The 21339-nt window shown below is 69.1% G+C and carries 19 protein-coding genes; 2 read left to right on the top strand and 17 right to left on the bottom strand.

Annotated elements, in window-relative coordinates:
- Positions 1-34 precede the first annotated feature (34 nt).
- The 5 genes from FVP33_RS00505 to dusB form a co-directional block, all read right to left on the bottom strand.
- Positions 35-1129 (bottom strand): ABC transporter permease, encoded by a 1095-nt coding sequence (locus tag FVP33_RS00505; protein WP_147781684.1) that lies wholly within the window; start codon positions 1127-1129, stop codon positions 35-37.
- Positions 1130-1307: 178 nt separating this feature from the next.
- The gene (locus FVP33_RS00500; RefSeq protein ID WP_147781683.1) at positions 1308-2936 is read right to left on the bottom strand and encodes an ABC transporter substrate-binding protein; all 1629 of its coding nucleotides are present in this window, start codon (positions 2934-2936) and stop codon (positions 1308-1310) included.
- Between the two features lie 170 nt (positions 2937-3106).
- A complete protein-coding gene (gene dnaG, locus FVP33_RS00495; RefSeq protein WP_147781682.1) occupies positions 3107-4981 on the bottom strand; it encodes a DNA primase in 1875 nt (624 codons plus the stop codon).
- Between the two features lie 383 nt (positions 4982-5364).
- Positions 5365-6609 (bottom strand): deoxyguanosinetriphosphate triphosphohydrolase, encoded by a 1245-nt coding sequence (locus FVP33_RS00490; protein ID WP_147781681.1) that lies wholly within the window; start codon positions 6607-6609, stop codon positions 5365-5367.
- On the bottom strand, positions 6602-7759 hold the full coding sequence (gene dusB, locus FVP33_RS00485; protein WP_147781680.1) for a tRNA dihydrouridine synthase DusB: 1158 nt from the start codon (positions 7757-7759) through the stop codon (positions 6602-6604). Before dusB ends, FVP33_RS00490 begins: the two co-directional genes overlap by 8 nt.
- Before the next feature lie 32 nt (positions 7760-7791).
- Between dusB and FVP33_RS00480 the strand changes: the two genes are divergently transcribed.
- Entirely contained in the window at positions 7792-8277 is a 486-nt protein-coding gene (locus FVP33_RS00480) for an aminoacyl-tRNA deacylase (RefSeq protein WP_147781679.1), read from the top strand.
- A 22-nt stretch (positions 8278-8299) separates the two neighbouring features.
- On the opposite strand, the gene FVP33_RS19375 is transcribed toward FVP33_RS00480, so the two are convergent.
- The 9 genes from FVP33_RS19375 to FVP33_RS00440 all read right to left on the bottom strand — a co-directional run bounded on the left by FVP33_RS19375 (position 8300) and on the right by FVP33_RS00440 (position 17462).
- Positions 8300-8437: a hypothetical protein gene (locus FVP33_RS19375; protein WP_187270516.1), complete on the bottom strand. Its 138-nt coding sequence runs from the start codon at positions 8435-8437 to the stop codon at positions 8300-8302.
- Positions 8434-9087 carry a DsbA family oxidoreductase gene (locus FVP33_RS00475; protein WP_147781678.1) on the bottom strand — a complete coding sequence of 218 codons (654 nt, stop codon included), beginning with the start codon at positions 9085-9087 and terminating at the stop codon, positions 8434-8436. Before FVP33_RS00475 ends, FVP33_RS19375 begins: the two co-directional genes overlap by 4 nt.
- A gap of 36 nt (positions 9088-9123) precedes the next feature.
- The gene (locus FVP33_RS00470) at positions 9124-10509 is read right to left on the bottom strand and encodes a glycine--tRNA ligase (protein ID WP_147781677.1); all 1386 of its coding nucleotides are present in this window, start codon (positions 10507-10509) and stop codon (positions 9124-9126) included.
- Between the two features lie 132 nt (positions 10510-10641).
- Entirely contained in the window at positions 10642-11781 is a 1140-nt protein-coding gene (locus tag FVP33_RS00465) for a cysteine desulfurase family protein (RefSeq protein ID WP_147781676.1), read from the bottom strand.
- The gene (nadC, locus tag FVP33_RS00460; RefSeq protein ID WP_147781675.1) at positions 11778-12650 is read right to left on the bottom strand and encodes a carboxylating nicotinate-nucleotide diphosphorylase; all 873 of its coding nucleotides are present in this window, start codon (positions 12648-12650) and stop codon (positions 11778-11780) included. The genes FVP33_RS00465 and nadC overlap by 4 nt, the downstream gene beginning before the upstream one ends.
- Positions 12644-14185 (bottom strand): L-aspartate oxidase, encoded by a 1542-nt coding sequence (gene nadB, locus FVP33_RS00455; protein ID WP_147781674.1) that lies wholly within the window; start codon positions 14183-14185, stop codon positions 12644-12646. Before nadB ends, nadC begins: the two co-directional genes overlap by 7 nt.
- A gap of 1 nt (position 14186) precedes the next feature.
- Positions 14187-15491, bottom strand: a complete 1305-nt coding sequence (gene nadA / locus FVP33_RS00450) for a quinolinate synthase NadA (protein WP_147781673.1) — start codon at positions 15489-15491, stop codon at positions 14187-14189.
- 33 nt (positions 15492-15524) lie between these two features.
- The gene (locus tag FVP33_RS00445; protein WP_147781672.1) at positions 15525-16280 is read right to left on the bottom strand and encodes an NUDIX hydrolase; all 756 of its coding nucleotides are present in this window, start codon (positions 16278-16280) and stop codon (positions 15525-15527) included.
- A 96-nt stretch (positions 16281-16376) separates the two neighbouring features.
- Positions 16377-17462 (bottom strand): aminotransferase class V-fold PLP-dependent enzyme, encoded by a 1086-nt coding sequence (locus FVP33_RS00440; protein WP_147781671.1) that lies wholly within the window; start codon positions 17460-17462, stop codon positions 16377-16379.
- A 70-nt stretch (positions 17463-17532) separates the two neighbouring features.
- Here FVP33_RS00440 and FVP33_RS00435 point away from each other — a divergent pair, with 70 nt between their 5' ends.
- Entirely contained in the window at positions 17533-18483 is a 951-nt protein-coding gene (locus FVP33_RS00435) for a LysR family transcriptional regulator (protein ID WP_147781670.1), read from the top strand.
- 25 nt (positions 18484-18508) lie between these two features.
- On the opposite strand, the gene FVP33_RS00430 is transcribed toward FVP33_RS00435, so the two are convergent.
- The 3 genes from FVP33_RS00430 to recO all read right to left on the bottom strand — a co-directional run bounded on the left by FVP33_RS00430 (position 18509) and on the right by recO (position 21306).
- Entirely contained in the window at positions 18509-19555 is a 1047-nt protein-coding gene (locus FVP33_RS00430) for a Gfo/Idh/MocA family protein (RefSeq protein ID WP_147781669.1), read from the bottom strand.
- A gap of 219 nt (positions 19556-19774) precedes the next feature.
- Positions 19775-20575 carry an isoprenyl transferase gene (locus FVP33_RS00425; protein ID WP_147781668.1) on the bottom strand — a complete coding sequence of 267 codons (801 nt, stop codon included), beginning with the start codon at positions 20573-20575 and terminating at the stop codon, positions 19775-19777.
- Positions 20572-21306: a DNA repair protein RecO gene (recO, locus tag FVP33_RS00420; protein WP_147781667.1), complete on the bottom strand. Its 735-nt coding sequence runs from the start codon at positions 21304-21306 to the stop codon at positions 20572-20574. The genes FVP33_RS00425 and recO overlap by 4 nt, the downstream gene beginning before the upstream one ends.
- Positions 21307-21339: the final 33 nt, after the last annotated feature.

Raw genomic sequence — 21339 nt, 5'->3', positions numbered from 1 at the left:
GCCACGCCCTGGTCAGCAGTATCGATGGCCACGATCAGTACCTCACTCTGGGGTCGATGAGAGCGGCGATGACGTCCACGATGAAGTTCGTGACGGCCACGACGACCGCGAGGAGGGCGACGATTCCCTGCACGGCGACGAAGTCACGGGCGCCGAGGTACTGGGCGAGCATGAAGCCGAGGCCCTTCCACTCGAAGGTCGTCTCCGTGAGCACCGCGCCGCCCAGCAGCAGGGCGATCTGCAACCCGATCACGGTGATGATGGGGATCAGCGCCGGCTTGTAGGCGTGCCGACGCACGAGCCGGTACTCGCTCACCCCGCGTGAGCGGGCGGCATCCACGTAGTCGGCGGACAGCGTGCCGATGACGTTGGTGCGCACCAGCCGGAGGAAGATCCCCGCGGTCAGGAGGCCGAGGGCGATCCCGGGAAGGATGGCGTGGGTGAGCACATCCGCGAGGTTGGCCGGATTTCCGGTCTGGATCGCGTCGATCAGGTAGATGCCGGTGGGGTGGGGCAGCAACTCGATGTCGAGCTCCGTGCTCGTCGACGCTCGACCGGAGACGGGGAGGATCCCCAGCCAGACCGAGAACACCAGCTTGAGCAGGAGCCCCGCGAAGAAGACCGGAGTGGCGTAGCAGAGGATGGCGAAGACCCGGAAGAGGGCGTCCGGCCACTTGTCACGGAAATAGGCCGCGAGCATGCCGAGCGGGATTCCGACGATGAAGGCGACGATGAGGGCGTAGAACGCCAACTCGAGGGTGGCTCCGCCATAGGTGAGCAGCACCTTGGTGACGGGCTGGTTGTCGCTGATCGTCGTGCCGAAGTTGCCGGTGAAGATCTGGCCGAGATACTCGAAGTACTGCACCAGGATCGGGCGATCGTATCCCGCGGCATGGATGCGCTCCTGCAGTTGGACCGCGCTCAGCCTGCCACCGAGGGCGGCGGTGATCGGGTCGCCGATCGTGCGCATGAGGATGAAGACCATCGTGACGAGGATGAAGACCGTCGGAAGGATGAGCAGAAGCCGCACGATGAGGTATCGCCAGAGTTGACTGCCGCCGGCCGCCTTCCGCTTTCGCGGGGCGGGAGGTGACGCCGGTGCCTCCGCCGTAATCACAGTTGTCGTCATGGTCACCAATCTGGGCTGTCAGGACACTCCGCGGCGTTGGAGAGGGTCCGGCGAAAAGAACGGGGACGACCCGCAACTGGTGCGGACCGTCCCCGTCTACGGCTAAAGAGATTTTAGCCGGTCATCTGACGCGCCGTTACAGCGCTATTGTGCCGCCGGGATTCGACGGCGGTTGGTTCTACTTCGTCAGCGTTCCGAACCGGAACTTGAACGACGCATCGAGGGTGACTCCCGAGACGCCCTTCCCGGCAACGGCGACCTGCGCGCCCTGAAGCAGTGGGACCGTGGACAGGTCAGCGGCAACCTTGTCCTGGATGGTCTCGATGTCCTTGGTGCGCTTTGCCTTGTCGGCCTCCACGGCCTGGGCCTTGATCAGCGAGTCGACTTCGGCGTTGTCGTAGTGGTTCGCGAGGAAGTTGTCCTTCGCGAAGAACGGTGACAGGTAGTTGTCTGCGTCCGAGTAGTCGGGGAACCAGCCGAGCTGGTACTCCGGGTACGCGTCCTTCGTGCGGTCCTTCGAGTAGGTGACCCACTCGGTCGACTGCAGGTTGACGGTGAACAGTCCGCCCTTTTCGAGCTGGCTCTTCACGAGCGCGTACTCGTCGCCCGAGGATGCACCGTAGTGGTCCGGGTTGTACTGGAGGTTCAGCACGACGGGAGCGGTGATGCCGGCCGCGGTCAGGGTCGACTTCGCCTTTGCACCGTCGGGTCCACCCTTGCCGTCTCCGTAGAGGCCCTTGAGCGCCGTGTTGGCGCCGGTGAGTCCGGCCGGAACGTAGGAGTAGAGCGGCAGGTAGGTGCCCTTGTAGACCTGGTCGGCGATCGCCTGGCGGTCGACGAGGTCGGCCACGGCCTGGCGTACGGCGAGAGCCTTGGCCGGGTCAGCGCCCGTGGCCTTGGCACCGAAGGGCTGGGTGTCGAAGTTGAAGACGATGTAGCGGATCTCTCCACCCGGGCCCGTCGTGACCTTCACCGCCGAGTCCTTCTTCAGGTCGGCGACGTCTGTCGCGGAGAGGCTCCGCGAGGCGACGTCGATGCCGCCCTTCTGCACATCCAGCTTCATGTTCGACTGGTCCGTGTAGTACTTGAGGTTGATCGTGGCCGTCTTCGGAGCGCCGAGAAGACCCTTGTAGCCCGAGAACGCCTTGAACTGAACGAGCTGGTTGAACTTGTAGCTGCCGATCGTGTACTGGCCCGCGAAGGCCTTGCCCTTCACGATGTCGTCGTCACTGGTGACCTTGTCGGCCGAGAATACCTGCTCGTCGACGATCGGGGCGGCTGGGCTGGACAGGATCTGGGGCCAGATCTGGTCGTTCGCGGCCTTCAGGTGGAAGACGACGGTGGTGTCGTCCTTCGCCTCGGTGCTCTCGAGGTTGTAGAGCAGGGTCGACGGGCCGTTCTCATCCGCGATCTTGATCTGACGGTCGAAGGAGAATTTCACGTCGGAGGAGGTGAGCTTGTCGCCGTTGGCGAAGGTGAGTCCCTTCTTCAGCACCACGGTGAACTCGGTGGGAGCCGTGAACTTGGCGGACTCCGCGATGTCGGCCTCGACATCGGAGGTTCCCGGCTTCGAGTTCATGAGGAACGGATAGACCTGGTTCATCACGGCGAACGAGCCGTTGTCGTACGAACCGGCCGGGTCCAGCGACGTCACCTTGTCGGTCGTGCCGACGGTGAGGGACGTTGCTGCCGTCTTGCCGGTGGTAGAGCCACCGCCGGCGGCGCAGCCGGACAGGGCGAGCGCCGCAATTGCGGTGCCCCCCAGCACGGCGAGCGTTCGCTTGCGGAACGTGGATGCGGATGTCATATCCGTCTGCCTCTCTCGTATTGAACACAAAGGTGTGCCTCGAATGGCACGCCAGGGCACTGCTGTATGACTCCTTGGTAACACAGTTCGGACGAGCGCGACCAATCGAGGGGGCCGATACTGACCAATGTTTATTCGACTGCAACAACGCTCACCGCAATTGCGGCGAATTACTCCGAACGGAGTTCGCGGCGCTCGGCCTCGATGCGCACCAGTTCGACCTGCACCTCGCGGTACCCGCCAGGGTCGGCGGCCGCATCGGTGCGCTGGAGGCGCCCGAGCAGTTCGGCCTTGCGCCGCAGCAGGTCACGCTCGATCAGGTTCGCGGTGACGCCCCTGCAGTAGGCGGTGAGGTCCCGGCCCTCCTTCTCTGGCAGGGGGGCGACTCCGAGCTCCTTGACCAGCATCGCGAACGGGGCTGGTACCTCGGCGATCACCCGGTCGAGCCATTCCGGCGAGTCGAAGGCGTCCATGCTGGCCGCGATTCCGTCCCGCACCACCGCGAGCGAGGGATTCGCGTAGGCCGCGCGGCTGGCGCGCTGGGCCAGGTCGATCCCGATGATCTCCGGATGCTGCAGGATCGCCATGAGCGAGTCCCGCTCCAGCCGCGTCGACGGGTCGGTCGGCAGGTGCACGAGCGACGGGCCGTTCTCCACCGGGGCCGCCGCGGGGGCCGCCTCCGTGCCGTAGCGGGGCTTCTGAGCCTCCGGAGTCTTGCCGTGCGCCGAGGCGACCGCTCGTCCGACCTCGCCGAGGTCCATGCCGAGCCAGCCGGCGAGAGTGCGCACGTAGCCGATGCTGAGAGCCTGGTCGCGGATGCCGGCGACGACCGGCGCTGTCGCCCGCAGGGCGGCGACCCGGCCCTCCACGGTGTCGAGGTTGTGGCCGGCGAGCACGCGCCGGATCATGAACTCGAACATGGGCTTCTTCGCCGCGATCAGGCGGCGCACCGCGTCGTCCCCGCGTTCGAGCCGAAGGTCGCAGGGGTCGAGCCCGTCGGGCGCCACGGCCACGAAGGTCTGCGCGGCGAAGCGCTGCTCCTCGCTGAACGCGCGGCTCGCGGCCTTCTGCCCGGCCTCGTCGGGGTCGAAGGTGAAGATGACCTCGCCGAGGCCGCGGGAGTCCGCGTTGTCGACATCGCCGAGCACCCGGCGGATCACCTTGATGTGGTCGACTCCGAACGCCGTGCCACACGTGGCCACGGCCGTGGTGATGCCTGCGAGGTGGCAGGCCATCACGTCGGTGTAGCCCTCCACCACCACGACCTGGCGCCCGCGCGAGATGTCCCGCTTGGCCAGGTCGAGACCGTAGAGCACCTGCGATTTGTGGTAGACCGCCGTCTCGGGGGTGTTGAGGTATTTGGGGCCCTTGTCGTCATCCAGGAGCTTGCGCGCACCGAAGCCGAGGGTCTGGCCGGTCACGTCGCGGATCGGCCAGACGAGCCGGCCGCGGAACCTGTCGTAGGTGCTCCCTCGCTCGCCCTCGCCGACGAGCCCGGCAGCGACGAGCTCGGCATCGCTGTAGCCCAGCGACTTGAGGTGCTTCGTGAGACCGGACTTCGGTGCGAACCCGACGCCGAAACGCTGGGCGGCGCCCGGATCGAAGCCGCGCTGGCCGAGGAACGCCCTGGCCGGCTCGGCATCGGGCGTGGTCAGCTGGGCGACGAAATACTCGGCGGCCGCCTGGTTGGCGGCGAGGATGCGGGCACGGTTGCCGTGGTCGCTGTTGGCCTGCCCGCCGTCCTCGTAGTGAAGTTCGTAGCCGACCCTCGCGGCCATCCGCTCCACCGCCTCGGTGAAGGTGGTGTGGTCCATCTTCTGCAGGAAGCTGAAGACATCGCCGTCTTCCCCGCACCCGAAGCAGTGATAGCGGCCCACCTGCGGGCGCACGTGGAAGCTCGGGCTGCGCTCGTCGTGAAAGGGGCAGAGGCCCTTGAGCGATCCGACGCCGGCGCCCTTCAGCGTGACGTAGTCGCCCACGATGTCGGCGATGTTGATACGCGCTCGGACCTCATCGATATCGTTTCGTCTTATGAGGCCGGGCACCTGCTCATTCTAGGTTCGCTCGGCGACGCTAACCGCGCTGGCGCTCTCGCTGTGGATTCCCGGCGCCTGGCCGTTCGACTCCGGTTGTGCAGGACGGCCCGCGCACCCCCGCTCCCCGCGCCCCCGCCTCAGAGACTCCAGTTCTGCAGGACACCCCGCGGACGAAGGGCTGTCCTGCATAACTGGAGTCTGCAACCCGGGCACCATCTACCCATGCGTCCTGCACAACTGGAGTGTCTGACCCGACCACCGGCAGACCCATACGGCGTCCTGCACAACGGGAGCGGCGGGCGTCCTGCACAAGCGGAGGCGCAAATGGAGGACGGCAGGGAGAACTGGAGGCGCAACCCGAGCAGGTCGCGTCCGAAGAGACCGCGGCGGTCTTAGCCGACGATCCGCTCGTGCCAGGCCATGGCCGACTGGTCGGTGAGCGACGCGACCTGGTCCACGACGGCGCGCTTGCGGGCGGCACCCGTCTCCGCCGCGCGCCAGTCGGCGGCGAATCCGGGGTCGAGGTCCGCCTCGCCGCGGGCGTACAGGGCGTCCGCGAGATCGGTGAGCACCTCGCGCTGCTGGCTGTAGATGGGCTGCCTCGTGTTCCGCGACATGACGAACGCGGCGACGATGCCCTTGAGTACCGCGATCTCCGCCTGGATCTCCCGCGGGACGACCATGTTGGCGGTGAACCGGATGAGGCTGCCGTCCCCACCGAGCGCCCGGGTGGCGGCGACGGCCGCACCGGCGAAGCGTCCGATGAGCTGGGAGGTGAGGTTCTTCAGCCGGCCCTGGTCGATGCGGCTGCCGTCCCAGCGGTCGATCCAGACGTCGAGCGAATCGAGGCGGTCGAACGCCGCGATGAGTTCGTCGTGACCGAGTTCGCCGCCGATCCAGACGAACATCGACTCCACCAGCTCGTCGTGGTCGACGCGCGCGCCGAGCGCCTTCACGTCGATGTAGCCGCTCACCACCGCGTCCTCGAAGTCGTGCACGGAGTACGCGATGTCGTCGGAGAGGTCCATCACCTGGGCCTCGATGCAGAGCCGCCTCTCCGGAGCGCCCTCGCGCAGCCAGCCGAAGGCCTCGGCGTCGTCCGCATAGAAGCCGAACTTGGCTCGGCCGCTCGGGTCCCCCACCGAGGCGGTGTCCGGCCACGGGTACTTGCAGCTCGCATCGAGGCTCGCGCGGGTGAGGTTGAGGCCGTACGAACGCCCGTCCGGCCCGAACACCTTCGGCTCGATCCTGGTCAGCAGTCTCAGCGTCTGCGCGTTGCCCTCGAATCCGCCGATGTCGGTCGCCCAGGCGTTGAGGGCGCGTTCGCCATTGTGACCGAACGGCGGATGCCCGAGGTCGTGGGCGAGGCACGCCGTGTCCACGACATCCGGGTCCAGCCCCAGGCTCGTGGCGAGTTCGCGGCCGACCTGGGCGACCTCGAGGGAATGGGTGAGCCGGTTGCGGGCGAAGTCGAGGCCGGCCGCTGGGCTCAACACCTGGGTCTTCGCGGCTAGCCTGCGCAGCGCGCTCGAGTGCAGCAGCCGCGCGCGGTCCCGGGCGAAGTCGCTGCGACGGCTCGAATGCTCCTCGGGAAACCAGCGGGCGGTGTCGTGCTCGCCGTACCCGTGCTCAACCACCGCTGTTGCTCAGTTCGGCTTCGGCGAGTTCCGCCCGGTGTGCGTCGGCGAGCTCACGGCTCAGCAGCCAGCCGTCCGGCAGCGAGGGCCGCTTGGGCGTTCCCGCCCGGCCGCGCGGACCCTCGGCTGCCTCGCCGGGGTACGGCTGCTCCCCGTCGAGGGTGCCGAGAAGGTCGTCCATCTGCTGCAGGCTCTGCACAGTGGCGAGGCTCGCGCGCAGGTCGCCACCCACCGGGTAGCCCTTGAAGTACCAGGCGACGTGCTTGCGGATGTCGCGGCAGGCACGATCCTCGTCGCCGTCGAAGAACTCGACGAGCAGCTCGGTGTGCCGCCGCAGCGTGGCCGCGACGGTGCCGAGGCTCGGCTGGGCGATGTCGGTCTTGCCCTCGAAGGCGGCAGCGAGGTCGCCGAAGAGCCACGGGCGACCGAGACAACCGCGGCCGACGACGACTCCGTCGCATCCGGTCTCCTCGACCATGCGGATCGCGTCCTCTCCCGACCAGATGTCCCCGTTGCCGAGCACCGGAACGCTCGTGACGACCTGCTTGAGCGTTGCGATTGCCGCCCAGTCGGCGTGGCCGCTGTAGAACTCCGAGGCGGTGCGCGCGTGCAAGGCGATGCTCGCGACGCCGGCGTCCTCGGCGATGCGTCCGGCCTCGAGGTAGGTGAGGTGGTCGGAGTCGATGCCCTTGCGCATCTTCACGGTGAGTGGCAGATCTCCGGCCGCCTTCACGGCGCGCGCGACGATGTCGCGGAACAGGTCGAGCTTCCAGGGCAGCGCGGCTCCCCCGCCCTTACGGGTGACCTTCGGCACCGGGCATCCGAAGTTCAGGTCGATGTGGTCGGCACGATCCTCGGCCACGAGCATGGTCACGGCCTCCGCGACCGTCTTGGGGTCGACCCCGTACAACTGGATGCTGCGGGTCGTCTCCGACTCGTGGTGCTTGATGAGGCGCATCGATCCCTCCGTGCGCTCGACGAGCGCGCGGCTGGTGATCATCTCGGAGACGTAGAGGCCGGCGCCGAACTCGCGGCACAGCCGGCGGAACGCGGTGTTGGTGATTCCCGCCATGGGCGCGAGCACGACAGGCACAGCGAGCGGGATGCGCCCGATCTGTAGGCTGGGAGGTGCGGTGGCGAGGATGGTCACCGCTCAATTCTCCCAGAAAGCCGCGAGAAGCAATGACAGACCCAGTCGGACGCGCCAGAGTGCTGGCGGACGCCGAGGCCCGCGGACTCGATGTCGAGTTCGTCGAGCGGCCGGCGGCCGGTTCCCTCGAGGAGGCGGCGGCGCTTCTCGGCATCGACCCGAGGGGCATCGTCAAGACCCTCGTCGTGCGTCGGCACACCCCGTCGGACGCCCCGAACGAGTACCTCTTCGCGCTCATCCCCGGCGACCGGCAGATCTCCTGGTCGAAGCTTCGCGCGATCGTCGGGGTCAACAAGCTCTCCCTGCCCACCGCCGAATTGGCCCTCGAGGCCACCGGCTACGAACGAGGCACGATCACGCCGCTCGGCAGCAGCTCTGCGTGGCCCGTCTACGTCGATGCCGTGATCGCGGGCGCTCGAGTCGCGCTCGGCGCCGGGGAACCCGGCTTCAGCGCGTTCCTCGATGCCGACGCACTGATCGCGGCCTTCGACGCGACCGTCGCCGACATCAGCGCCTGACGCGGTTCTCGACGGTGTTGCCCTAGACGAGGTCTTCGTCGAGGCGACGGTTGACCACGGCCTGCTCGTGGTGGTCGGGGATCGCGCAGAAGTCCCCGTCGCAGGAGGCGGCATTCGGATCCCCCACGATGTGAAGCGGAAGAGTCTGGGAATCCGTCATGATGTGGCTTCTCTCTCGGTGCGAACCTGTGTGAGCACGTTAGCGAACGTTTCGGCGTCCTGGGCGCCTGACACCCCGTACTTGCCGTCGATCACGAAGAACGGCACCCCCTGGATGCCGTATTCGGTGGCGAGGGCCACGTCGGCCTTCACGTCGGCCAGGTACCGATTCGACTCGAGGGCGCGCACCACGTCCGCACGGTCGAGGCCGATCTCGGCGGCGAGATCGGCGAGATCCTCGATGCGGCCCACGTGCCGCCCGTCGACGAAGTAGGCCTTGAGCAGGCGCTCCTTCATGTCGAGCTGACGACCCTGCGCCTTCGCATAGTGGATGAGTTCGTGAGCCTTGACCGTGTTGGTCTGGTGCACGTGGTCAAAGTCGTAGTCGAGGCCGACGCTCGCGGCGATGCCGGTCACCCGCTCGAGCATCTTCTCCACCTGGTCGATGGGCAGACCCTTACGCTGGCTGAGGTAGTCGACCGGCGTGCCGTCGAAGTCGACCGGGGTGTCCGGGGAGAGCTCGAACGAGTGATACTCCACCTCGACGTCTCCGCCGAACTGGGCGGCCCCCGCCTCGAACTTGCGCTTGCCGATGTAGCACCACGGGCACTGCACGTCTGACCAAATGTCTACCTTGATGGGTTCACTCACCCTCAAGCAAACGCCTCACCCCGGCCGGTATTCCCGCTAGGCGCCGATCAGTTGCTCGGCGAGGTACCCGCGCACTCGATCGAGCGAGATGCGCTCCTGCGCCATCGAGTCGCGTTCGCGCACGGTCACCGCGTTGTCCTCGAGCGTGTCGAAGTCAACGGTGATGCAGAACGGCGTACCGATCTCATCCTGGCGGCGATAGCGGCGCCCGATCGCCCCGGCGTCGTCGAAGTCGATGTTCCAGTACTTGCGCAGGTCGGCCGCGAGGGCCTTCGCCACCGGCGAGAGCAGCTCGTTGCGGGAGAGCGGCAAGACGGCGACCTTCACCGGCGCGAGTCTGCGGTCGAGCCGCAGCACGGTGCGCTTGTCGACGCCGCCCTTCGTGTTGGGCGCCTCGTCCTCGTGGTAGGCGTCGACCAGGAAGGCCATCAGCGCCCGGGTGAGTCCGAACGCCGGCTCGATCACGTACGGGATCCAGCGTTCGTTCTTGGTCTGGTCGAAGTAGGAGAGGTCGACGCCGGAGCCCTCGGAATGGGTCTTCAGGTCGAAGTCTGTGCGGTTGGCGACGCCCATGAGCTCGCCCCACTCGCTGCCGGCGAACCGGAAGCGGTACTCGAGGTCAATGGTGCGCTTGGAGTAGTGCGACAGCTTCTCTTGCGGGTGTTCGAACCGGCGGATGTTGCCCGGCGTGATCCCGAGGTCGGTGAACCACTCCTCGCAGGCGTCGATCCAGTACTGGAACCACTCCTCGTCGGTGCCGGGCTCGACGAAGAACTCCATCTCCATCTGCTCGAACTCGCGGGTGCGGAAGATGAAGTTGCCCGGCGTGATCTCGTTGCGGAAGCTCTTGCCCACCTGCGCGATGCCGAACGGCGGCTTCATGCGCGCGGCTCCCATCACGTTGGCGAAGTTGGTGAAGATGCCCTGCGCGGTCTCCGGGCGGAGGTACGCCATGCCCTCCTCGTTGTCGACCGGGCCGAGGAAGGTCTTCAGCAGGCCGGAGAAGTTCTGCGGCTCTGTCCAGTTGCCGGGCTGGCCGGTGTCCGGGTCGCGGATGTCGGCGAGACCGTTGACCGGAGGATGGCCGTGCTTCTCCTCGTAGGCCTCGAGCAGGTGGTCGGCGCGGTACCGCTTGTGGGTGTGCAGGGATTCGACCAGGGGGTCGCTGAAGACCTCGACGTGGCCGGAGACCTCCCACACGCGCTTCGGCAGGATGATCGACGAGTCGATGCCCACGATGTCGTCCCGGCCCTGCACCATGAACTGCCACCACTGGCGCTTGATGTTCTCCTTGAGCGCGGTGCCGAGCGGCCCGTAGTCCCACGCCGAGCGCGAGCCGCCGTAGATCTCACCGGCCTGGAAGACAAATCCGCGGCGCTTGGCCAGGTTGATGACGGGATCGAGCGGGGAGGCGTTGGCCACGGAGAACTCCAAGAGTCATACCGCGCTGGATGCGCGGTCGAAGGGGGGTAAGGCTCCCAGCTTACCCAGCGCGCGGAGCGCCGGCCGTCAGAGTCAGCGCCGTCAGCTTCCTGACGGCGAGCGCCGCCCTGCCTAGCGCAGGGACCCGACGGCGGCGACCGCGTCGGCGACCGCGGACACGACTCGTGCGGCATCCGCCTCGTCCACCGTGGAATCGAGGCTGAACCGCACCGCCGTCCTGGCGGTGTCGTCGTCGATGCCGAGGGCCACGAGCACGTGGGAGGCGTCGTCGCTTCCTGCGGCGCAGGCCGAACCGCTCGACGAGACGATCCCGCGCCGCTCGAGCTCGAGCAGCACCGCCTCGCCACTCGTCCCCGGAAAACAGAACGAGGCGTGGGCGGGGAGCCGGGCATCGCGATGCCCGGTGAGGAACGCCCCGGGCACGACACGGAGCACGCCGTCGATGATCGCGTCCCGCGAACGCCGCACGGCTTCGCCTCCTCCCCCGACGACCGTACCGCGCAACCGGATGGCCTCGGCCAGGCCGACCGCGCCCGCCACGTTCTCGGTGCCGGATCGCCGCCCTCGTTCCTGACCGCCGCCGTGCAGCAGCGCTTCGATCGGCACCGCCCCGCGCACCGCGAGCAGCCCGCTCCCCTTCGGCGCTCCGAGCTTGTGGCCGGAGATGCTCAGGGCGTCGACGCCGAGGGAGCGCAGCCCCACCTCGAGCCAGGGGGCGGACTGCACGGCATCCGTGTGCATCGGCACCCCGGCGGCCCGCGCGACGTCCGCGATGGCGCGGATCGGCTGCACGGTGCCGATCTCGTTGTTGGCGTGCATGATCGAGACGAGGGTGGTGTCCGGCCGCAGCGCCGCCGCGACCACGTCCGGGTCGACGAGGCCGCCGTCCCCGAGCGGCAGGAGGGTGATCTCGAAGCCGTGGTACCGGCGCAGGTAGTCACAGCTCGCGAGAACGGCCTCGTGCTCGATTGCGGTCGTGACGATCTGCCGCCCGCGCGGCGCCGCGAGGGCGATCCCCTTCACGGCGAGGTTGTTGGCCTCGGTTCCCCCTGAGGTGAACACGATCTCGGCGGCTCGGCAATCGAGAGCCGCGGCGATCCTCTCCCGTGCCGCGGCGAGTCCTCGTGCCGCCGCCTCCCCCACCTCGTGGTGGCTCGACGGGTTGCCGAAGTCCGCCGTGAGGTACGGCCACATCGCCTCGAGCACCTCGCGGAGCACGGGCGAGGTCGCGGCATTGTCGAGATACATCACGCGTCCGAGAGGTCGATGTCGCGCAGTTCGATGTCGAGGCCCAGGTCGAGGGATCGCACGCTGTGCGTGAGCGCGCCCACCGAGATGATGTCCACCCCGGTGGCGGCGATCGAGGCGACGGTGTCGAGGCCGACCGATCCGCTGGCTTCGACGAGGGCCCGGCCGGCGACGAGGGCGACCCCCTCGCGCAGCGTGGCGAGCGTGAAGTTGTCGAGCATGATCGTGTCGATCCCAGCGGCCAGCACGGCCTCGACCTGGTCGATCCGGTCGACCTCCACCTCGATGTGCGTGGTGTGCGGCAGCCGGGAACGCACCTCGAGCAGCGCCTCGGTGACGTCGCGCCCGCCCGCGGTGAGCACCGCGAGATGGTTGTCCTTGGCCATCACGGCGTCGGAGAGCGAGAACCGATGGTTGTGACCACCTCCCGACCGCACCGCGTGCCGTTCGAACGCGCGCAGGCCGGGAGTGGTCTTGCGGGTGTCGACGATGCGGGCCCGGGTGCCGGCCACCTCGGCGACGAAACGCGCGGTGAGGGTGGCGATCCCGCTCATCCGCTGCACGAAATTGAGGGCCACCCGCTCCGCCTGCAGCACCGATCGGGCGGGCCCGGTCACCTCGGCGAGGACCGCACCGCTCGCGAAGGCCTCGCCATCGGGAACGGCGATGGTCGCCCGGATCGTCGGGTCGGTGAGCAGCATCGCCGCGCGGAACACCTCGCCGCCGCTGAACACCCCCGGCTCGCGGGCGACGAGCCGCGCCGTCGCCTGTGCCTCGGCCGGGATGAGGTACTGCGAGGTGACGTCGCCCCACGGGGCGTCCTCGGCGAGGGCCGCCGAGACGACGGGGTCGATCTGGTGGGATGTCAGCATGGGACGGTGACCCTTCTGGCCCAGGCGGTGTGCCGGGCGAACTCTGGCCGCTGCAGCGGGAAGTCTGAGCGGTAGTGGGCGCCGCGCGACTCCTCGCGCTCGAGGGCGGCGTCGACGACGAGGCGGCCGAGGTCGAGCAGGTTGGCGGTCTCGAGGGAGGCGACGGTGTCGTCGGCGGGCGCCCAGCCGGCGAGGCGGTCGGCCGCGCCCTCGAGGGTCGAGCGGTCGCGGAAGAGTCCGGCGGCGTCCCAGAGCAGCCGCTGCAGTTCCGGGCGGGTGAACGAGTCGCTCGCCGTCGAGCCGGAAGCCGGCGAATTCAGTGCGCCGGCGCCGTCCTCCGGCCGCTCGAACTGCGGGTGAACCGCGAGGTTGAGGGCGCCCACGGCCCGCCAGGCGAACACGAGCGACTCGAGAAGGGAGTTGGAGGCGAGCCGGTTGGCGCCGTGCACCCCGGTGCAGGCGACCTCGCCGACCGCGAACAGGCCGGGCAGGGAGGTGCGTCCCCACTCGTCGGTGCGGATGCCGCCCATCCAGTAGTGCGCGGCCGGAGTGACCGGGATGGGCTCGCGACCCCAGTCCAGTCCGTGCTCGCGGCAGACCCGGGTGATCCCGGGGAACCGACTGGCGAGGAAGTCGGCTCCGAGCGCGGTCGCGTCGAGCAGGACCGGCTCGCCGCCCTGCTCGGCCATCTGGTGGGCGATCCCCCGCGCCACGACGTCCCGCGGGGCGAGTTCGGCATCCGGATGCCGGTCCGCCATGAAGCGTCGGCCCCGAGCATCGACGAGGACAGCGCCCTCACCGCGCACCGCCTCGGAGATGAGGAAGTTGCCGGGCACGGCGAGCGAGGTCGGGTGGAACTGGTAGAACTCCACGTCGCTCAGGGCGGCGCCGGCACGCAGGGCCGCGGCGGCTCCGTCCCCGGTCGCGACCGAGGGGTTGGTGGTGTGCCGGTAGAGCTGGCCGGCTCCGCCGCTCGCGAGGATCACGGCATCCGCCTCGATCCGTCCTGGCACGTCGCGCCCGGCGGCGTCCCGCTCGAGCACGTCGATGCCGACGACCCGGCCGTCGCGCACGACGAGGTCGCGCACGAAACAGAATTCGCGGATGCTCGCCGCCGACTCCCGCACCGCGGCGACCAGGGCGCGTTCGATCACCGCGCCGGTGGCGTCTCCCCCGGCGTGCAGGATGCGCGCGCTCGAGTGCGCCGCCTCCCGGCCGCGGGCGAGCTCGCCGTTCTCCCGGTCGAACTCCACGCCCAGGCGGATCAGGTCGCGGATGCGGCCGGGGCCCTCCGTGCAGAGCACGGCCACGGCCTCGCGCTCGTTGAGCCCGGCCCCCGCCTCGAGGGTGTCCCGGATGTGCGCCTCGACGCTGTCGTCCGGAAAGAGCGCGGCGGCGATGCCGCCCTGGGCGTAGCGCGTGTTGCTCTCGCCGAGTTCCGCCTTGGTCACGAGCGTCACGTCGTGGCTCCGGCCGGCCTCGAGCGCGGCGACGAGGCCGGCGATGCCGGTTCCCACCACGATGACGCTGCCCATGTCAGTCCCCGATCACGCGTTCGCTCGGGCCGCCGGGGCGCGCCGCGAGCATGCGTTCGAGCGCCACCCGGGCGGGCACCGCCACGTCATCCGCCACCCGGATGCGGTTGATGGTCTCGCCGCGCACCAGGCCCTCGAGCACCCAGGCGAGGTAGGCGGGGTGGATGCGGTACATCGTGGAGCACGGGCAGATCACCGGGTCGAGGCAGAAGATCCGGTGCTGCGGGTACTGGGCGGCGAGCCGGTTGACCATGTTGATCTCGGTGCCGATCGCGAACGTCGTCGGCTCGGTGGCGGCCGCGATCGCCTTGCCGATGAAGTCGGTGGAGCCCGCGGCGTCCGCGGCGTCGACGACGGGCATCGGGCATTCGGGGTGAACGAGCACCTGCACGCCGGGGAACTCCGCGCGCGCCTTCTCGATCTGGCCGACGGTGAACCGCTTGTGCACCGAGCAGAAGCCGTGCCACAGGATCACCCGGGCGTCCTCGAGCTCCTGAGCCTCGTTTCCGCCGAGCGGCTTGCGTGGATTCCACATCGGCATGAGCTCCACGGGCACGCCCATGGCCTTGGCGGTGTTGCGCCCGAGGTGCTGGTCGGGAAAGAACAGCACCCGCTGGCCGCGCTCGAAGGCCCACTCGAGCACCGTCGCCGCGTTCGACGAGGTGCACACGATGCCACCGTGCTCGGCGCAGAAGCCCTTGAGGGCCGCCGAGGAATTCATGTAGGTGACCGGGATCACGGGCACGCGGCCGTCGGCATCCGGCTCGGTGCCATACAGGGCTTCGAGCTGTTCCCAGCACTCGGCGACCGAGTCGATGTCGGCCATGTCGGCCATCGAGCAGCCGGCGGCGAGGTTGGGCAGGATCACCGCCTGATCCGGACGGGCGAGGATGTCGGCGGTCTCGGCCATGAAGTGCACACCGCAGAACACGATGGCCTCGGCCTGCGGCTTCGACCGGGCGGCGTTCGCGAGCTGGAACGAGTCTCCGACGAAGTCCGCATACCGCACGACCTCGTCGCGCTGGTAGAAGTGGCCGAGCACGACGACGCGGTCGCCGAGGGTCTCCTTCGCGGCGAAGATGCGCGCCTCCAGCTCCTCGTCCGATGCCTCACGGTACTCGGCGGGGATCTCGCCCTGACGGGGAGTCTCGGCCGGGATCTCGTCGTGCATCGACGAGCCGGGACCGTACCCCGGCTCAGCGAGCAGGTCGAAGACCCACGGGCCCTCCGCGAGGTCGGTGCTGCAGACCTCGCCGTCGATCTCGTTCGCGCTGATCAGTTGGATGGTGGTGTCGACGGACGACAAGATGGCTCCTCGGAGGGTGGTGGGGTCGACGGTTCAGGAACTGGTGAGTGGCCCGTTGTCGGTCAACTCGACCGAGGCGTTGTATCGATAGAGGCGGGGCGGACGATGACGCCCGCCGGTGAGGAGCTGGTCGGTGGCGATGATCGCCTTCGAGCCCTCCATCTGCCGACGGAAGTTGGCCGGGTCGATGGGCCTGCGCAGAACCGCCTCGTGCACCTCGCGCAGTTCGGAGAGGGTGAACGTCTCGCCGAGGAAGGCGTGCGCGATGCGGCTGTACTCCATCTTGGTGCGCAGGCGCCAGAGGGCGTAGTCGACGATCGTGTTGTGGTCGAAGGCGAGGTCTGGCAGGTCGTCGGCGGGGAACCAGCGCACGTTGTCGCCCTCGGCGGCCAGGTCGGCCTCCTCGCTGCGTACGAGGGCCCAGTAGACGATCGACACGACGCGATCGCCGGGTGAACGGTCGACATCCCCGAACGCGTAGAGCTGTTCGAGGTAGGTGGGCCGCAGCCCCGTCGTCTCCACGAGGTTTCGCCCGGCGGCGGCGGACAGACTCTCGGCCGCCTCGATCGGGCCGCCCGGCAACGCCCAACGCCCCTTGAACGGCTCCCTGATGCGGCGCACGAGCGGGAGTCGCAGCGAGGCGGCCGTCGCATCCGCATCCGCGCGCAGGGCGAAGATCACCGTGGAGACGGCGAGCGAGATTCTCGCCGAGTCCGCGCTAGCGGCGTCGGCACGGGAGGAATCGGCGCTGGCGGAATCGGCAGGGACCGTGCGAGCCGTCGCCGTCATGAATGCCTCCGCGGGAGTAAAGGTCAAAGTGACCATAAGGCATTCTAGCGCGCACAAACGGACCGGCCAAATGGGCCGGTCACAGGGGGAAATCGACTAGCGGAGCGCCGCCAGGACGGCGGCCACGTCGCTCTCGTCGTTCCACAGGTGGAACGAGGCTCGCAGTCGACCCGCTCGTCCGGAGGCCTTGATCCCCGCGCCGATCAGCTTCCGCAGGTCGGCACCCTCCGGGTCGGCCCAGGTGACGATCGCCTGGTGCTGCTGCGGGATGCCGAGGCCGTCGCACAACGCGTCGCCGAGACCGGACGTGAACGCCCACACCTCCTCGATGTCGAGCTGCGAGAACAGGCGGATGGCCGGCTCGGCCCCCACCCACGCCGGCCAGGCCGGGGACACGTCGAAACGCCGCGCGTTCGAGGCGAGGTGCATCTGCGGCCCGTAGCAGGATTTCCAAACGTCGTCGCCGGCGTACCAGCCGGCCTGGAGCGGCGTGAGGAGGGCGTCGAACCGCTCGCTCAGCGTGAGGAAGGCGACCCCGCGGGGCGAGCACAGCCACTTGTAGCTGTGGCACACGGTCGCATCGAAGAGGGAGGCATCGACCGGGTGCACCCCGGCCGACTGGGTGGTGTCGCAGAAGGTGAAGGTGTCGTGGGCCGCGGCCGCCTCGAGGATCGCGGCGACATCTGCGACCTGGCCGGTCGCCGATTGCACGTGCGAGAACACGACGAGCCAGGTCTCGTCCGTGATGGACGCGGCGAGCGCGGCGAGCGGCACGTTGCGCACCCGGATCGGCTTGCGCTCGAGGAAGGGGAACACGATCGAGGAGAAGTCGCCGTCGACGCAGAGCACCTCCGCGCCATCCGGAACCGCCGCGGCGACGAGACTCGTCATGACGGAGGTCTGCGAGCCCGTCGCGACGCGGTCGGGTGAGACGCCGACGAGCGACGCATAGTAGCCGCGCGTGCGTTCGATCACGGCGTCGTAGTCCATCGGATCGCGCTTGGCCGCCGACCAGAGATCGAGGTCGGCCTTCTGGGCTGCGACGGTCTCACTGGTGGGGAGACCGATCGAGGCCACCGCGAGGAATCCGCGCGGGGCTTCGAAGCTCTCGATGGCCCGCTGTAGGGCCGGTGAGAGGGGGCGGGAAGTTGTGCGGCTTGTGGCCGTCGTTGCACTCGTCATGTCCCCATGATGCTCGCCCCTCAATCATGCGACAAGGGCATACTTCGGATAGAACCAATAACATTCAACTATGACTCTGGAGCTCGACCCACAACTGGACCTGCAATCGATCCGAATCGTGCGCGCGATCGCGGAGTCCGGCACGATCACCGGCGCCGCGCGGTCGCTCGGCTACAGCCAACCCGCCGTGAGCCAGCACCTGCAGCGCACCGAGGCCCGGCTCGGTCTGCCGCTCGTGACCCGCGTCGGGCGATCGGTTCGGCTGACCGAGGCCGGACAGGTTCTCGCCAGGCACGCCATCACCATCACCTCGGCCCTCGATGCGGCCGCGGGCGACCTCGCCGACCTCGCCGGCCTGCGCTCGGGGACGGTGCGCCTGGCGGCGTTCCCCACCGCGTCATCCACGATCGTGCCCCGGCTGCTCGGGGCGATGGCGAGCCTGCACCCCGGCATCCAGCTCAGCTACATCGAGGCGCAGCCGCCGGAGGCCGTAGCCCTCATGCGCGAGGGCGCCATCGACCTCGCCGTGACCTTCAGCTACCCGGGCGACCGCACAGACCCGCACCGGGACAGCGCGAGCGGCCTGAGCATCGAGACTCTCTTCACCGAGGAGATGGTGGTCGTTCTGCCTGCCGGACATCCCCTCGCCGGCGACCCGATCGTGGATGTGGCCGGCCTCGCCACCGAGCGCTGGATCGCCGGATGCCCGCGCTGTCGCGGCCACCTCCTCGCGGTCTGCGAACTCGCCGGCTTCGACCCCCTGATCGCGTTCGAGACCGACAACGCCAGCGCCGTGCTCAACCTCGTGGCGAGCGACATCGGGGTGGCGATGCTCCCCCGGCTCGCCCTCGCGACGGCGACGCTGCCGGCCGGGGCGGTCATCCGGCCGCACACGCCGCCGAGCGACCGCAGCATTCACCTGATCGCGAGCGACGGGGCGCGCCGGGTGCCGAGCCTCGCCGCCACCATCGCGCTGCTGAACACGCTGGAAGGGCACGACTGGGGGCTCACCGCCGCCTGAGAGCGCAGCGCTCTTTCGCTTACCGTCAGGCGCGGGCGAGTTCGTGCACGCGTTCGATGATCCGGAGCGTCTCGAGGGCCTCGCGCGGCAGCACCGGGACGGGCTCGCCGTCGCGGATCGCCGCGGCCATTCCCGCGTAGAAGGCCGCGTAGTCCCCGCGTTCGGTCGGCACCGGCACGAGAGGGGTGTCACTCGAGCCGGCGATGCCGACCTGGCCCCACTTCTCCGGCGGTTCCACCCCGAAGCCGTCCTCGGTGGGCAGCACGCCCGCCCCCAGCGCGGGCTCCTGGCCGTCGAGACCGTAGACGGAATAGGCGGAGGCGGAGCCCAGCACGCGGAAGCGCGGCGCGTTTTGCGCCGCGAACCGGCTGAGCGTGAGATGCGATCGCACCCCGCTCTCGTGCAGCAGCGAGATGAAGGCCTCGTCGTCGCTCACCCCACCCGTGCGCAGCACCGCGAGTTCGGCGTGCGCGACCGACGCCGGCCCGAAGAGCTGCAGAGCCTGGTCGATGAGATGGCTGCCGAGGTCGTAGGTGATGCCCGCCCCCTGCGCGCTGGTCGTCGTGTCCTGCCAGCGGTCGCGGAGCCCCGGCGACCAGCGCTCGAATGTCGACTCGAACCGGTGCACGCTGCCGAGCGCCCCCTCGGCGAGGAGCCGGCGCACGGTGAGGAAGTCCCCATCCCAGCGGCGATTCTGGAACACCGAGAGCGGGACGCCCGCCTCCTCGGCCGCGACGATGAGCGTCTCGGCCTCCGCGGTGGTGGCCGCGAATGGCTTGTCGATCACGAGCGCCGCACCCGTCGCGAGGGCCGCGAGGCCCTGCTCGAGGTGCACGTGGGCCGGCGAGGCGAGCACGATCAGGTCGAGCTTGCGCTCGAAGAGCTCGTCCGGGCTCCCCACGATCTCGGCTTCGGGATGCTGCGACTTCGCCACCGTCTGCCGCCCGGCATGACTCGTGGAGATGACCTCGAGCGAGAAGCGCGGATTCGTCGAAATGAACGGCGAGTGGAAGACCCGGCCGGAGAGGCCGTAGCCGATGATGCCGGTGCGGATGGGGGTTCGGTCAGCCATGAGGCCAGACTAGCGAAATCCGTCACCGCGCTCCGCCCGGGTTATCGGTCCCCACCCGGCCCGGCCGCACCCCGCATCCGCAGCCCCCTCCGTCCCGAAAACGCAGGAGATCCGTCACGAACACGTCGCAAAGCTCGACACATTGCCCGCGTTGACGCAGATCCCCTGCGTTTTCGGCAGGGACGGGGTTGGCGCGGCGCCGCCGTTGCGGTGTCGCCGCTACGCCGACGGGGCGTCGATTGCGCCGCCGAATCGCCGGGTGCGCTGGGCGTAGAGCTGGATGGCCTCCCAGAGCTGCACTCGGGTGAAGTCCGGCCAGAGGGTGTCGAGGAACACCATCTCGGCGTAGGCGCTCTGCCAGAGCATGAAGTTGCTGGTGCGCTGTTCCCCCGAGCTGCGCACGAAGAGGTCGACGTCGGGAAGCTCCGGCGTGTAGAGGTGGCGCTGGATGGCCTTCTCCGTGATGCCGGACGGCTTGAGGCGGCCGGCGGCGACCTCCTCGGCGAGGGCGCGCACGGCATCCGTGATCTCGTTGCGGCCCCCGTAGTTGACGCACATCGTGAGCGTGAGCGCCGAGTTGCCCGCCGTGAGCCGTTCGGCGAACTGCAGCTCGTTGATCACCGACGCCCAGAGCCTGGGCCGGCGGCCGGCCCAGCGCACGCGAACCCCCCAGTCGTTGAGCTGGTCGCGACGGCGGTGCAGCACGTCCCGGTTGAACCCCATGAGAAACCGCACCTCGTCGGGCGATCGCTTCCAGTTCTCGGTGGAGAACGCGTACACGCTGAGATGCTTGACCCCGATCTGGATGGCGCCGGCCACGACATCGAGGAGCGACGCCTCGCCCGCCTTGTGGCCCTCCACCCGCGTGAGTCCCCTGCCGTTGGCCCACCGGCCGTTGCCGTCCATCACGATGGCGACGTGCTGGGGCACGGCCGCCCTCGGCAGCTCGGGCGGATACAGCCCGGTCCAGTCGATCGGCCTGAAGTCGACCGCGTCCCGGTGGGTCTTCTGCACGCTCACGCCGTGGTCCGCCGGTCGACGTGTTCGAGGGAGCGCAGGCCGCGGTCGAGGTGGAACTGCGTGTAGGCGGCCACGACACCGCTCGCCTGGGAGCGGGTGCGCTCGTCCGCGTCATCCGCCGCCGCCCAGTCGCCGGTGAGGAGCGAGGACAGCAGCAGGAGGGTATTCGAGTCGAGCCGCGGCGCTCCGGGAGGAGCCACGGCATCCGCCACCACCCCGCCCAGCTGCACGACGAACGCCGAGTGCGGTCCGGGGGCGCCGGTGACCGAGCAGTCGTTGAAGCTCGGCGCCCAGCCGGCGATCGACAGAGCACGCAGCAGGTAGGAGTCGAGGGTGAGGCTCGCGCCATGCTCCCGGCGGGCGAGAGAACGCAGCGCCCCCACGAGCAGCAGGTATTGCTGCAGACTCGCCTCCGCCTCGGTGAGCTTGTCGGCGGCCTCGACCATCGCGCTGGCCGCGGTGTAGCTGCCGTAGTCGGTCGTGATGTCCGCCCCGTAGGAGCCCACGGACTCCGCCTGGGTGATGATGTCGAGGCTGCGCCCCTCGTAGAGCTGAACGTCGGCGACCATGAACGGTTCGAGCCGCGCGCCGAACTTGGAGGCGGTGCGCCGCACTCCCTTGGCCACGGCGCGAACCTTGCCGTGCTCCCTGGTGAGCATCGTGACGATGCGGTCCGCTTCACCCAGCTTGTGGGTGCGCAGCACGACGGCTTCGTCACGGTAGAGGGGCATGCCTCCAGTATCCCCCCGGCCGCCGTGGTTCTG

Origin of the sequence: Lacisediminihabitans profunda, assembly GCF_008040105.1 — a bacterium.
GTDB classification, from domain to species: domain Bacteria; phylum Actinomycetota; class Actinomycetes; order Actinomycetales; family Microbacteriaceae; genus Lacisediminihabitans; species Lacisediminihabitans profunda.
The sequence above is the reverse complement of the archived record's forward strand: the minus strand, read 5'-3'. Positions and strand labels throughout refer to the sequence as shown.